This is a genomic window from Pseudomonas sp. NFPP25 (assembly GCF_900116505.1).
Taxonomy (GTDB): Bacteria; Pseudomonadota; Gammaproteobacteria; order Pseudomonadales; family Pseudomonadaceae; genus Aquipseudomonas; species Aquipseudomonas protegens.
In genome coordinates this window covers 27,314-40,951 of record NZ_FPBG01000008.1, presented here as the reverse complement: position 1 = coordinate 40,951, position 13,638 = coordinate 27,314, and the positions used below count along the sequence as shown (strand labels likewise).

At 66.7% G+C, this 13,638-nt stretch carries 12 protein-coding genes; 9 read left to right on the top strand and 3 right to left on the bottom strand.

What is annotated here, in order from left to right:
• Nucleotides 1-57: 57 nt before the first annotated feature.
• From BM382_RS27630 to BM382_RS27605, 6 genes are all read left to right on the top strand, one after another.
• Nucleotides 58-960 carry a PhzF family phenazine biosynthesis protein gene (locus BM382_RS27630; RefSeq protein ID WP_015635076.1) on the top strand — a complete coding sequence of 301 codons (903 nt, stop codon included), beginning with the start codon at nt 58-60 and terminating at the stop codon, nt 958-960.
• Nucleotides 957-1,553 (top strand): hypothetical protein, encoded by a 597-nt coding sequence (locus tag BM382_RS27625; protein WP_072444676.1) that lies wholly within the window; start codon nt 957-959, stop codon nt 1,551-1,553. The genes BM382_RS27630 and BM382_RS27625 overlap by 4 nt, the downstream gene beginning before the upstream one ends.
• A gap of 286 nt (nt 1,554-1,839) precedes the next feature.
• Nucleotides 1,840-2,814: a porphobilinogen synthase gene (gene hemB / locus BM382_RS27620; protein ID WP_015635078.1), complete on the top strand. Its 975-nt coding sequence runs from the start codon at nt 1,840-1,842 to the stop codon at nt 2,812-2,814.
• A gap of 110 nt (nt 2,815-2,924) precedes the next feature.
• Entirely contained in the window at nt 2,925-3,446 is a 522-nt protein-coding gene (locus BM382_RS27615; protein ID WP_015635079.1) for a sigma-70 family RNA polymerase sigma factor, read from the top strand.
• Entirely contained in the window at nt 3,443-4,414 is a 972-nt protein-coding gene (locus BM382_RS27610; protein WP_072444674.1) for a FecR family protein, read from the top strand. Before BM382_RS27615 ends, BM382_RS27610 begins: the two co-directional genes overlap by 4 nt.
• Nucleotides 4,415-4,516: 102 nt before the next feature.
• The gene (locus tag BM382_RS27605; RefSeq protein WP_011060591.1) at nt 4,517-6,991 is read left to right on the top strand and encodes a TonB-dependent siderophore receptor; all 2,475 of its coding nucleotides are present in this window, start codon (nt 4,517-4,519) and stop codon (nt 6,989-6,991) included.
• Between the two features lie 39 nt (nt 6,992-7,030).
• Here the strand turns inward: BM382_RS27605 and BM382_RS27600 are convergent, their stop codons facing one another.
• Nucleotides 7,031-7,936, bottom strand: coding sequence for a LysR substrate-binding domain-containing protein (locus BM382_RS27600; RefSeq protein WP_072444672.1), 906 nt, complete (start codon nt 7,934-7,936; stop codon nt 7,031-7,033).
• A gap of 161 nt (nt 7,937-8,097) precedes the next feature.
• Here BM382_RS27600 and BM382_RS27595 point away from each other — a divergent pair, with 161 nt between their 5' ends.
• The gene (locus BM382_RS27595) at nt 8,098-8,955 is read left to right on the top strand and encodes an SDR family NAD(P)-dependent oxidoreductase (RefSeq protein ID WP_015635082.1); all 858 of its coding nucleotides are present in this window, start codon (nt 8,098-8,100) and stop codon (nt 8,953-8,955) included.
• Here the strand turns inward: BM382_RS27595 and BM382_RS27590 are convergent.
• Both BM382_RS27590 and BM382_RS27585 read right to left on the bottom strand, forming a co-directional pair.
• Nucleotides 8,942-10,492 (bottom strand): FAD-dependent oxidoreductase, encoded by a 1,551-nt coding sequence (locus tag BM382_RS27590; RefSeq protein ID WP_072444670.1) that lies wholly within the window; start codon nt 10,490-10,492, stop codon nt 8,942-8,944. The genes BM382_RS27595 and BM382_RS27590 overlap by 14 nt on opposite strands.
• A gap of 51 nt (nt 10,493-10,543) precedes the next feature.
• The gene (locus tag BM382_RS27585; RefSeq protein WP_011060595.1) at nt 10,544-11,158 is read right to left on the bottom strand and encodes a LysE family translocator; all 615 of its coding nucleotides are present in this window, start codon (nt 11,156-11,158) and stop codon (nt 10,544-10,546) included.
• 332 nt (nt 11,159-11,490) lie between these two features.
• Between BM382_RS27585 and BM382_RS27580 the strand changes: the two genes are divergently transcribed.
• Nucleotides 11,491-12,582, top strand: a complete 1,092-nt coding sequence (locus tag BM382_RS27580; RefSeq protein WP_015635084.1) for a DUF1615 domain-containing protein — start codon at nt 11,491-11,493, stop codon at nt 12,580-12,582.
• 414 nt (nt 12,583-12,996) lie between these two features.
• On the top strand, nt 12,997-13,539 hold the full coding sequence (locus tag BM382_RS27575) for an ATP phosphoribosyltransferase regulatory subunit (protein WP_041117318.1): 543 nt from the start codon (nt 12,997-12,999) through the stop codon (nt 13,537-13,539).
• The last annotated feature ends 99 nt before the right edge of the window (nt 13,540-13,638 follow it).

Sequence of the window (13,638 nt, the reverse complement as noted above, 5' to 3'; positions counted from 1 at the left end):
TACAGCCAACGTTGTGCCTCATAACGCTGGGCCTTATTAAGAAACAGGAATTTTTGCATGCGCCCCTTAAGTTTCAAGCAAGTCGATGTCTTCAGCTCGACTCCCCTCAAAGGCAACCCCTTGGCCGTGGTATTCAACGCTGACGAGCTCAGCACCGAGCGCATGGCCACCTTCGCCAACTGGACCAACCTCAGCGAAACCACCTTTCTGCTCCAGCCCCGCGATCCCCGGGCCGACTACCGCCTGCGGATCTTCACCACCACCCAGGAATTGCCCTTCGCCGGCCACCCGACCCTGGGCAGTTGCCACGCCTGGCTCGAAGCCGGCGGCGTGCCCCGGGGCGAGGAGATCATCCAGGAGTGCGAAGTGGGCCTGGTGCGCATCCGCCGCCAGGGCGATCAGTTGGCCTTTCTCGCGCCGCCGCTGCTCAAGGCCGGCCCGGTGGAGCCCCAGGTGCTGGAGCAGGTGCGCCGTGGCCTGCGCCTTACGCCCGGGGACATCGTGCAGGCGCAGTGGGTCGACAACGGCGCCGGCTGGCTGGCGGTGATGCTCGGCGAACGCCAGCAGGTGCTGGACCTGCAACCGGACTACCCGGCGCTGATCGGTCTGGCGGTCGGGGTGATCGCGCCCTGTGACCCCGAGCGTGATGACAGCGACGCGCAGTTCGAGGTACGGGCCTTTATCGCCGGTGATGGCATGCCCGAAGACCCGGCCACCGGCAGCCTCAATGCCGGCATCGCCCAGTGGTTGCTGGGCGCCGGGCTGGCACCGGCGCGCTACCGCGTCAGCCAGGGCCTGAGCATGGGGCGGGCAGGGCGGATTGACGTGGAACAGATCGGCGATGAAATCTGGATCGGCGGCACGGCACGAACCTGCATCGAAGGGCACCTGCGGCTTTTCCCAAGCAGTGAGCAAACGTGCGAGAACACACCTTCGCCCACTGGACCGAGGCATCCATGAGCGCGCTGGCACCTGGCGATTTTGCAGGCACCGCCACGCACAGGCAGGCACGGCTCCTGTGCGCCTGGGCCCAGGTTGTGTCCTGGAAGGGCTGGATGCTGCGGGCAGGCCTGCTGGGTTTGCTGGCGCTTGATCCACTGCTTTGCATTGCACAAACCACAGCGGTCAAACAACCGCCCGGCCCGGCAACCTTGCCTGGTAATACACCGGGGAGCGAATCCGCGACATCCGCCAGCGTGGCGGCCACGCCAGGGGACAAGGGCGTGGCGGTGAATGCCACGTGCAACCTGCCGCTCAAGCCATCGGCCGGCAAAGTCGTGGAGATATATTGGACCCAGGGCCCGGAAAATCGTCGCGTGGTGGGTCGCGAGGCTGACCATTACGTCGATCTCAATCTGATCGTTCGAACTGTGGGTTACCGGCCTGGCGAGTGTATCGAAGCGACGATTCAGTCCGAAAACGCTGCCGATGAAATTGCCGACCGGATCAAGAAGATCGTGCTCAGGGGAAAGGTTGACGATACCGGCATGGCCTACTTCAAAACGCCTCTGAAGGACTACACCCTCAATTTGCAGGGCAGCGAGCCGCCGTAGTGTGCACACCCGTGCGGGAGCCAGGAGCTGCTGCAAGCGGCCAACCGCCGGATTTGTCGCACGCAGGTTTTTCAATGGCGGCTGCCGCTGTTGCGTCAGATGGTCGCAGGCTGGCCGCGTCGAGTGACCGATACCCCTTGGATCGCGGGGCCTCAAGGGCATTGTTACGGCTTGGGCAAGACTCTCTTGAGCCGTGCGGGTTTGTACCGGGGCGGCTGCGGGCATAAGCTTTCAGCCTTTTTTCGCCATAGCTCGTGTTGTTTCGCGCTCAGCCTTAGGAAAAATCATGTCCAGCCAGTTCCCAGAAGCCCGTCCGCGTCGCCTGCGTCGCTCCGAACAACTGCGCAGCCTGTTCCAGGAAACCGAATTCACCCTCAACGACCTGGTGCTGCCGATTTTCGTCGAGGAAGAAATCGACGATTTCGTGCCGATCAAGAGCATGCCCGGGGTGATGCGCATTCCCGAATCCAGGTTGGCCGGCGAGATCGAGCGCTACGCCCGCGCCGGGATCAAGTCGGTGATGACCTTCGGCGTCTCCCACCACCTGGACTGCGACGGCAGCGATACCTGGAAGGAAAACGGCCTGGTGTCGCGCATGTCGCGCATCGCCAAGGATGCGGTGCCGGAGATGATCGTGATGTCCGACACCTGCTTCTGCGAATACACCGATCACGGCCACTGCGGGGTCATGCACGGCCATGAAGTGGACAACGACCAGACCCTGCTCAACCTCGGCAAGCAGGCGGTGGCTGCGGCCCGTGCCGGCGCCGATGTGATCGCGCCGTCGGCGGCCATGGACGGTCAGGTCCAGGCCATCCGCCGCGCCCTGGATGCCGCCGGCTTCACCCAGACGCCGATCATGGCCTATTCCACCAAGTTCGCCTCGGCGCTCTATGGCCCGTTCCGTGAAGCCGGCGGCAGCGCGCTCAAGGGCGATCGCAAGAGCTACCAGATGAACCCGATGAACCGCCGCGAAGCGGTGCGCGAGTCCTTGCTGGACGAGCAGGAAGGCGCCGACTCGCTGATGGTCAAGCCCGCCGGGGCCTACCTGGACATCATCCGCGACATCCGCGAGGCCTCGCGCCTGCCGGTGGCGGCGTACCAGGTCAGCGGCGAGTACGCGATGATCAAGTTCGGCGCCCAGGCCGGCGCCATCGACGAGCAGCGAGTGGTGCGCGAAACCCTGGGTTCGATCAAGCGTGCCGGCGCCGATCTGATCTTCACCTACTTCGCCATGGACCTGGCCCTGGCCGGGATCTGATTAGGCCCCGCAGTACTGCCACGAACGTCGCCCGGCGTTCGTGGCTATTGCCAAGACTTCCGCCTCTACATGACAATGCGATTCATTATCAAATATGAATCCTTACTGTCATGCCCGCCGACGACTTATCCCTGCGCTGTGCCGTCACCGACCTCTACACCCATCACCATGGCTGGCTGCAGGGCTGGTTGCGCCAGCGCCTGGGCAACGCCTTCGATGCCGCCGACCTGGCCCAGGACACCTTCGTGCGGGTGCTCAAGGCGCGCAACGCAGTGGAGATCCGTGAGCCGCGGCCCTACCTGTCGCGCATTGCCCGGGGCCTGCTGATCGATCTGTTTCGCCGGCGTTCCCTGGAGCAGGCCTACCTCGAAGCCCTGGCGCTGGTGCCCGAGGGCGAGCACCCGTCGCCGGAGGAGCAGAGCGTGCTGTTCCAGGCACTGATGGAAATCGACCGGCTGCTGGATGGCCTGGGGCCCAAGGTGAAACAGGCTTTCCTGCTGTCCCAGTGCGACGGCCTGACCTACGAGCAGATCGCCGAGCGCCTGCAGATTTCCGTGCGCAGCGTGAGCAACTACATGGCCAAGGCCATGGAGCATTGCTGCCTGATGCAGATGCGGATGCAGCTGTCATGAGTTTCGCCGGCCTGCAACTGAGCGTCGGCGAGCGCCAGGCCATCAGCGGCGCGGCACGCTGGTACGCGCAATTGCGCTCCGGCAGCGCCAGCGAGCAGGAGCAGGCCGCCTGGCGCGAATGGCTGGCCGCCGACCCCTTGCACCGCCAGGCGTGGGAGCGCATGCAGCAAATGGGCGAGCAGATGTCGGCACTGCCCGGCGGCCTGGCCGGTTCCACCTTGCGCGGGGCAGGGCGCTCGCGCCGCGAGCTGATGCGCAACCTGGTGGTGCTGGCCTCGGCCGGTTCCCTGGGCTGGCTGGGCTGGCGCAGCGACAGCGCCCAGCAACTGCTGGCGGATTATCGCACCCAGATCGGCGAGCGCCGGCAAGTGCGCCTGGCGGACGGCACTTCGCTGCTGCTCAATACCAACACCTCGATCAACGTGCAGTTCGACAGCCAGCAACGCAAGGTGCAGCTGTTGTGGGGCGAGATGCTGGTCAGCACCGCTGCCGATCCCTTGCAGCGGCCGTTCCGGGTCTTCACCCGGGACGCCGAGGTGCTGGCCCTGGGCACTCGCTTCGTGCTGCGCAGCGATGAGCGTGAGGAGCAGGTGGCGGTGCTGGAGCACGCGGTGCAGGTCAGCCTGGGCGCAGGCCTTGCGCCGCGTCGGGTCGAGGCCGGCCAGCAACTGGCGTTCAGCGCCGGGGGCTTTGCCGCGCTGCGGCCCAACGATGCCGCGGTGGGTGCCTGGCGCCAGGGCAGCATCATCGCCATCGACCGCCCCCTGGGGGAATTGCTGGCCGACCTGTCGCGCTACCGCCGCGGGGTTGTGCAGTGCGATCCGCAGATTGCCGGGCTGAAGATCTCCGGGGCCTTCCCCATCGATGACACTGACCGCGCCCTGGCGGCGCTGGAAAGCGGTTTCTCCCTGCAGATCAAGCGCTACACCCGCTACTGGGTACGGGTTTGCGATAGCCGCGTGGGTTGAATCCGCGGGGCGAAAAAAAATTCAATGGTCTTTGCATGTTTGCCCCTCCTGGTCCGGCTTATCCCCCAGTGGATTCATTTTCGTTAGCGGGGAAGGCAAAGCATGTCTGATGTTCACAAGTCGAAGTTGGCCCAGGCGATCAAGGTCGGGCTTTGGGGCGCACTGGCGGTCTACGGGGCGGCACTGCTGCCGTTGACCGCAGTGGCGGCCAGCGAACAGACCGCGGTGCGCCGCTTCGATATTGCCGCCGGTGACCTGACCGAGGTGCTGAGCCGTTACGCCAGCGCTGCCGGCGCGGCCATTTCCTTCGATGCCCGGCAGACCGCCGGCCTGCGTTCGGCGGGGCTCAAGGGTGAATACGGGGTACAGGAAGGCTTTGCGCGGATTCTCGCCGGCAGCGGCTGGCAGGCCGAGCCACAGAGCAACGGCAGCTTCGTGCTGCGCCCCGTGCCCCAGGGCAGCGGCGCTCTGGAGCTGGGCACCACCCAGGTGCAGGGCCAGGAGCTGGGAGCCACCACCGAGTATTCCGGTTCCTACACCACCGGCGCGGTCACCATCGGCAAGGGCCAGCACTCGCTCAAGGAAACCCCGCAGTCGGTGACCGTGATCACCCGCAAGATGCTCGATGACCAGAACCTCAACACCATTGACCAGGTGATGGAGAAGACTCCGGGCATCACCCTTTACGACTCGCCCATGGGCGGCAAGTATTTCTACTCCCGGGGCTTTCGCATGACCGGCCAGTACCAGTACGACGGCGTGCCCCTGGACATGGGTAGCAGCTACGTACAGGCCGACAGCTTCAGCAGCGACATGGCCTTCTATGACCGGGTGGAGATCCTGCGCGGCGCTGCCGGCATGCTCAAGGGTGCGGGCGGCACTGCCGGCTCGGTGAACTTCGTGCGCAAGCGCGGCCAGGCCACGCCGCACACCGAATTGACGATGTCCGCCGGCAGCTGGGACAACTACCGGGCCCAGGTGGACACCGGCGGGCCGTTGAACGATGCCGGTACCGTCCGCGGCCGGGCGGTGGTGACCCAGCAGACCCGGCAGTACTTCTACGACCTGGGCGAGCGCAAGGACCAGGTCTACTACGGCGCCCTGGATTTCGACCTCAGCGACGCCACCACCCTGGGCCTGGGCATGGCCTATGAAGACGTCGACTCGCGCCCGTGCTGGGGCGGCCTGCCGCGCTACAGCGACGGCAGCGACCTCAAGCTGGGCCGTTCCACCTGCCTGAACACCGCCTGGAACAACTCGCGCAGCAAGCGCGCGACCTATTTCGCCGACCTGCGCCAGCAACTCAACGACGACTGGGCGCTGAAGGTGGCCGGGGTCTACACCCGCAATACCCAGGATATCGAGTACGCCTTCCCCAGCGGTTCGGTGCCGGTGGGGGCCAGCCGTTCCAGCACCCTGATGCTGGGCAGCATCTACGACTACGACCAGGTGGACTACGGCTTCGATGCCTATGTCGACGGGCACTTCCAGGCCTTTGGCCAGGAGCACGAGCTGACCTTCGGCGCCAACGCCAGCCGCTCGATCAAGGACGACTTCTACGCCGTGGCCGGCTTGCCCCAGCGGCAGAACGTGCTGGACCCCGATCACCACCTGCCCAAGCCCGACGACAGCTACTACGAAAGCAACTCCACCCGGGGCGGCCCCACTGATCTGCGGATCCAGCAGCAAGGGTTGTATTCCACTGTGCGCCTGAAGCTGGCCGACCCGCTGACCCTGGTCATGGGCAGCCGGGTCAGCTGGTACAAGTCGCAGAACGATTCGGTGGCCTACTGGCGCGATACGCGCACGCCCAGCAGTGCCCGATCCAAGGAAACCGGCGAGGTCACGCCGTTCGCCGGGGTGCTGTACGACCTCAACGACAACCTCACGGCCTACGCCAGCTACTCCAGCATCTTCACCCCCCAGGGCAGCTATCGGACCCTGGACGGCGCCTCCCTCAAGCCGCTGGTGGGCAAGAGCTACGAGCTGGGGATCAAGGGCGAGTGGTTCGATGGCCGCCTCAACAGCGCCTTCAGCCTGTTCCGCACCATCCAGCAGGACGCGCAGCAGGACGACCCGGCCTGCCCGGACAGCACCTGCTCGCTGAACTCGGGCAAGGTCCGCGCCCAGGGCTTTGAAGCGGAGCTCAGCGGTGAGGTGATCGAACGCCTGCAAGTGCTGGCCGGCTACACCTACACCCAGACCAAGACCCTGGAGGATGCCAACAGCGCCAACAACGGCTTGCCGTTCACCACCTACGTGCCGCGCCACCTGCTGCGGGTCTGGGGCGACTATCAGCTGGGAGGTGCCCTGGAGCGCTTCACCGTGGGGGCCGGGGTCAACGCCCAGAGTGACAACTACCGGGTCTCGCCCACCAGCGGCAACCACATCCGCCAGGCCGGCTATGCGATCTGGAACGGCCGCATCGGTTACCGCATCGACGACACCTGGTCCCTGGCGCTGAACGGCAACAACCTGCTGGACAAGCGCTACTACACCACCATCGGCACCGAAGGCTTCGGCAATTTCTACGGTGACCCGCGCAACCTCACCCTGTCGGTCAAGGCCGACTTCTAAGGCCTGGTGGCGGCCGCGCAGACCTTCTGCACGGCCGCTTCAGGCCCCGGGCCCGGCGTCGAGCAAGGCCATGAAACGCTGCAGCTGTGGCGAAGGGTTGTCCCGGTGCCAGTTCATGTACAGCCCGATGCTTGGCCCGGGCTGCGTGCCCATGGCCCGCAGCGGGCGGTAGGCGACGCTGCCCTGCAGCACCGCATCGGCCATCGAGCGGGGCACCAGGGCCACGCCGAAACCGCAGCCCACCAGGCCCAGCTGGGTCTGGACCCGGGCCACTTCCTGGACCACCTTCGGGGTGAACCCGGCCGCGCTGCACAGCGCCATCAACTGGTTGTGGTAGCCGCTGCCCAGGGCCTGGGGCGTGAACACGAAGTCGTCGTTGGCCAGCTCCCGCAGGTCCACCTCTGGCGCCTGGGCCTGGGGGTGGTCGTGGGGCAGGGCGATGACGATCGGCTCATCGAGGATCAGGCGCGAGGCTATCTGCCCTTCGGGCAGCGGCAGCTCACGCATGAACGCCAGGTCGATGTCGCCGCCGAGCAAGCCCTTGAGCTGCTCGGCCGAAGGCAGTTCCCGCAGTTCCAGGCGCACCTCGGGCAAGGCCTGGCGAAATCCCCGCAGGCGGGCGAGCAAGCTCGGGTAGCCGGCCAGTGACAGGCTACTGACGCGCAGGCTGCCGGCCAGGCCCTGGGCAATATGGCGCGCCTGCTCGATGCCCTGTTCCAGGGTAGCCAGGGTGCGCCGGGCGCTGTGCAGAAAATCCGCCCCGGCCGGGGTCAGGGCCACGCCTCGACGATTGCGCCGCAGCAGGCTGAAACCGAGTTTTTCCTCCAGGCGGGCGATGGCCTGGCTCAGGGGCGGCTGGGCCATGTGCAGGCGCGTGGCGGCCTTGTGAAAGTGCAGTTCTTCGGCGACGGCGATGAACTGGCGCAACAGGCGCGTTTCGATCATGGCGATGCTTCCTGGCTGGGGGCTGTGGGACTGTAAACCCCAAGGCTCATGGTTTCACAGCGAATTCATTGATATCAAAAACCTCTCACAGAACCTGGAATTTAGTATTAAGTCACTGATTTTCATGCTGTTACCCTGGAATTCACACAGGAGGGAAGAGCATGGATTTCAGCGGCAGAACGGCGATTGTCACCGGCGCCGGGCGCGGCCTGGGCTTGAGTTATGCACGGGCCCTGGCCCGTCGTGGTGCCCAGGTGGTGATCAGCGATTGCGGGAGTGACGGCAGCGGCAGCGGGGCGGATGACAGTGTCGCCCATGATGCGGTGCGGGCCTTGCGGGCCAGCGGTGCCAGGGCGCTGGCCGACACCGCCGACCTGGGCACCGAGGCCGGTTGCCAGGGGCTGGTGCAGCGCACCCTGGAGGCCTTTGGCAGCCTGGATATCCTGATTCACAACGCCGGCTGGGTTGGCTACCAGGCGCTGGAGCAGACCGACGCCGGGTTTCTCGAGCGCATGCTGGGGATCAACCTGTATGCGCCCATCTGGCTGGCCAGGCATGCCTGGCCCCATCTGCGGCAGTCCGCCGCACCGCGGCTGCTGTTGACCACCTCCGACCGTGCGCTGTACCCGGAATATGCCCAGCCGGGGCTGCTGGCCTACTGCGCGGGCAAGATGGCCCAGGTCGGGATCATGAATGCCCTGGGCCAGGAAGGGGCGGAGCACGGGATCCGGGTCAACGCGGTGTCGCCGGTGGCCAAGACCCGCATGTGGGGCGTCAGCGAGGAGCCGCCGGAACTCAAGCCGGACTGGGTGACGCCGGGGGTGCTGTTTCTGGTCAGCGAGCAGTGCCAGGATAGCGGCTACATCCTGCGGGCCAGCAATGGCCAGTTCAGTGCCTGGCGCCCCCAGGAGGCCCCCGGTGTGGATTACCCCCGGGACCTGAAGCGGATCGCGGCGGCCACGCCGGAGCAGTTCGCCCGGCGCTGGGGGCAGATCAAGCAGCCTTTCATCGGGGCTTGAGGGAGGGGGCGGCGCTCTGCGGGGAGATCTCCCGTTCGCGGAAGTAGCGCTCCAGCACGCGCGGGTCGGCCGAGCGCTCGGCCAGGGCCACGTAGGTGTCCGGGCGCAGCAGGTAGAAGGCGTTGCGCGCCAGCCCCGCGGCGGCATGGGCCGGGCGCCAGTCGAAGGTGCGCAACGGCACCTGGTGCGCGGTGCACCAGTCGCGCAGGGCGTCACTGGTGACGCCGTAGACATGCACCTGCCAGCCCAGGTACTCCAGGCTGTCGAAGTTGTCGTGTTCACCATCGCGCACCCAGGGCAGGCGGTCGCCGCCGTGCACCGGGCCGACGCCGCCGGCGCTCAGGGGCATGCCGCGGTAGTTCAGGGTGATCTGCGACACGGTACGGAAGAGAAACTCCCGGGCGCTGTCGAAGGCGGCGATCTTCGGCAGCAGCAGGGGCGCCAGGCGGGTGCGCGCCAGGTAGGCCACCGGGCCGTCGGCGGTGGCGAAGCTGAACACCCGGTCGGTGGTGGCCACCAGGCGCCGGGCGAGCTCCATGCGTTCGGTGGCGTAGGTTTCCAGCAGGCGCTCGGCACTCTTGCCGCTCAGTACCGCTGCCAGTTTCCAGGCCAGGTTGATGGCGTCGCCGATCCCGGTGTTCATGCCCTGGCCGCCGGCCGGGCTGTGCACGTGGGCGGCGTCCCCGAGGAGGAACACCCGGCCGGTGCGAAACTGCTCGGCCACCCGGTGATGCACCTTGTAGGTGGAGAACCAGTTGACCTGGGCCACCTCGACCTTGAGCTGGCGCATGGCGCGCTGGCTGACATCCTCGAAGCGCAGGTTCTCCGGGTGCTCGGCACGCTCGTCGCGCACCGTGCCGATCAGCCGTGCGCGGCCGCTCTGGGCCAGGGGGAACACCGCGAGAAAGTCGGCGTCGTCCAGGTCCACGTGCAACTGGCCGTCGATGCTCGGGCCGCTGGCCTGCACATCCGCGACGTAGAACACCTGCTGGTAGGTGCCGCCGGGAAAGCCGGTGCCCAGGGTCTTGCGCACCGTGGAGCGGGCGCCGTCGCAGCCGGCCAGGTAGAAGGCCTGGCAGTGTTCTTCGCGCCCGTCGGGGCCGCGCAGGCGGGCGTTGATCAGGTGGCCGTGGTCGGTGAAGGCCAGCAGCTCGGTGTTGCGTTCGACCTCCACCCCCTGCAGCGCCAGGCGTTCGATCAGCAGTTGCTCGTGTTCGTCCTGAGGAAAGATCTGCAGGAAGGGGTAGGGCGTCAGGTCTTCGCCGATGGCGTTGAACGGCAGGTGGGCGGCGCGCTCGCCCTTGACCCAGAGGTTCACCGCCGGCACATGGTGGCCGCGCTCGACGATGGCCCGGGTCAGGTCCAGCTGGCGGTACAGCTCAAGGGTTCGCGCCTGCACCGCCAGGGCCCGGGAGGTAGTGCCCGGGCCTGGGGTCTTGTCGATGATCCGCACCTTGACCCCCTGCCGGCGCAGCCAGAGCGCCAGGACCAGGCCGGTGGGGCCGGCGCCGATGATCAGTACGTCGCTGCAATTCATGGGCTTGCCCTCGGTAGACGATCAAGGTCATGCAGGCGGCTGCCGCCGGGCTCAGCGCTGGGCGAAGGCCAGGTTCAGGCCGAGCCCGGCGAAGCTTGCGGCAAAGCTGCGGCGCAGCCAGTTCTGCACCTGGGGCGATTCGATCACCGCGGTGCGGAACAGGTTGGCCAGCAGGCCATAGAGCACGAACACGAAGAAGGTCATGGCCATGAACACGCCGCTCAGGAGCAGCATCTGCGGGATCGGGTCACTGCCGTCATGGGCGATGAACTGGGGCAGGAAGGCCAGGAAGAAGAGGGTCAGCTTGGGGTTGAGGATATTCAGCAGGCAGGCCTTGAGCATCAGCGCGCCGGGGCCATGGCTGACGGCGTTGCTGTCCACGGCGAAGGCCGAGCGGTCGCGCCAGGTGGCGTAGGCCAGGTACAGCAGGTAGGCGACGCCGGCGAACTTCAGGCCCTGGAAGGCCAGCGCGCTGGAGTGCAGGATGGCCGACAGGCCTAGGATCGAGGCCAGCAGGTGCGGGACAATCCCGGCGGTGCAGCCGATGGCGGTGAACAGGCTGGCGCGCTTGCCGGCCACCAGGGCGGTGGAAATGGTCAGGATCACGCCGCTGCCGGGAATCAGCACGACGATCAGGCTGGTGATCAGGAAATCCAGGGTCAACATCCGGGCATCACTCCATTGAGGGCAGGCGCGGGGTCAGGGCTGGGCGCCACACCGAGGTCGGGGGTCATCAAAATACACCCAGCCACACCGCCAATAGAAGGATTCTAGCCTGTAGCCGCTGCTGAGCCCGCGAAGCTGCGCAAAGGTCCGCAGGACCTTGCCTGGCGATCTCCCGCCGATCCCGCAGAGGCCTCAGGGGCGCGGCGTCTGCTACGCAGCCTGCGGCAGCGGCTACAAGGGCCGCGGCGGGAACAGCGCTCGCATTCCTTGGTCGAACGCCCCAGCCGCTGCTTTACTTGCACGGCCCTCGCCCAGCCATCTCGCGGAGCCCCATGATTTCCTCTCGTCTTCTCAGTTGCTTCCTGGGCCTGTCGCTGCTGGCCGGTTGCGCCAGCCAGCGCGGCCCCCAGGCACCAACACTGACCCCCGAACAGACCCAGGCCCGGATCCTGCGCCTGCTGCCGGCCCAGGTGGCGGACCGCCCGGGCTGGGCCCGGGACATCCAGGTGGCCTTCAGCGCCCAGGGCCTTGAGCCGAGCCAGAGCAACCTGTGCGCGGTGCTGGCGGTGACCGAGCAGGAGTCCACCTTCCAGGTCGACCCGACGGTGCCGGGCCTGGGGCGCATCGCCCGGCAAGAGATCGACCGCCGCGCGGCCAAGGTGCATGTGCCGGCGCTGCTGGTCAGCGCCGCCCTGCAAGTGCGCGGCCCGGACGGCCAGTCCTACAGCCAGCGCCTGGCCAGTGCCCGCAGCGAGAAGGAATTGAGTGCGATCTTCGATGACTTCATCGGCATGGTGCCCCTGGGCAAGACCCTGTTCGGCGGCTTCAACCCGGTGCACACCGGTGGGCCGATGCAGGTCAGCATCGAGTTCGCCCAGCAGCATGCCCAGGGCTATCCCTACCCGGTGCAGGACTCCATCCGTCATGAGGTCTTCAGCCGCCGCGGCGGCCTGTATTTCGGCATCGCCCACCTGTTGGGCTACCCGGTGGACTACCCGCAGCCGTTGTACCGTTTCGCCGATTTCAACGCCGGCTGGTACGCCAGCCGCAACGCGGCGTTCCAGAGCGCGGTGAGCCGGGCCAGCGGGATCAGGCTGGCGCTGGATGGCGACCTGATCCGCTACGGCTCGGTCATGCCCGGCAGCACCGAGCTGGCGGTGCGCACCCTGGGCAAGCAGCTGGGGCTGCGTAACCCGCAGATCCGCGCCCAGCTGGAGAAGGGCGACCGCCAGGACTTCGAAGAAACCGAGCTGTACCGTCAGGTGTTCGCCCTGGCCGATCGCACGGCGGGCAAGCCCGTACCGCGCCAGCAACTGCCCGGTATCGAACTCAAGAGCCCGAAGATCACCCGCCAGCTGACCACCGCCTGGTTCGCCAAACGGGTGGACGAACGCTACCAGCGCTGCCTGCAACGCCCGCTGTAGGAGCTGGCTTGCCAGCGAAGGCGGCCGCCAGGGCGATGCAGGGCCTCTTCGCCGGCAAGCCGGCTTCCACAGGGGGGCACTGTTGTGCGGGGCGCAGGTGCTTGCTTGTCAGGCCCGGGGGCGGCGTGGCAGGATGCGCCATGAATTTTTCCCGGCTCGTCTCCCGCCTTCATCACCATCGACCTCATCTCCGGGGCCGTGGTCGCTTGTGCGCGTCGAGCCGTCAGTCATCGAGCAATCGCGATCACTGACCTTCGATGAAAAAAACCAAGGCGCCCCACAAGGCGCCTTTTTTATTGCCTGTCAAAAAACCAGAGGAATGACCCATGACCATGTTACGTGGCACTCGAATGATCACCGGCGAACAAGCCGCCACCCTGCGAACCCTGGAAGGACGCTTCCGGAGCTGGCTTCATCGAAGCGGGCGCTGAAGAAGTCATTGTCCCGGCGCTGTGGGGCCAGGACACCTTTATCGAGAAGGCCGGCGGCAGCGAAGTCATCGGCCAGATGTGGGCCTTCAACGACAAGGCCGGGCGGCCTTGCTGCCTGATCCCGGAAGCCACCGCGCTGTTCCAGGAAACCGCCGGCGAGCTGCTGGCGGGGCGCGAGCAGGCGGCCTTCTTCTACGTTGCCCGCTGCTATCGCTACGAGCGGCCGCAAGCCGGGCGCTACCGCGAGTTCACCCAGTTGGGCCTGGAGATTCTCGGCCCCGATCCGCAGCGCGCCCTGGAGCAGGCGCGGGCGCTGTGCGTGGGCTTTCTCGACGCCTTGGGCCTGGAATACCAGCTCAACCTCGGGGTCAAGCGCGGCCTGACCTACTACCTCAATGGCGAGGGTTTCGAAGTGCGCTGCCCGCGCCTGGGGGCGCAGCAGCAAGTGGTGGGGGCAGGCGCCTATCGCCAGGGTGCCGGCTTCGGCATTGGCCTGGAGCGCCTGCAACTGGCGCTGCAAGCCTGACCGCCTGCGTGCGGTAGGAGCTGGCTTGCCAGCGAAGGCGTTCGCCAGGGCGGTGCAAGGCTTGAGGGCCTCTTCGCCGGCAAGCCGGCTCCTACGGGG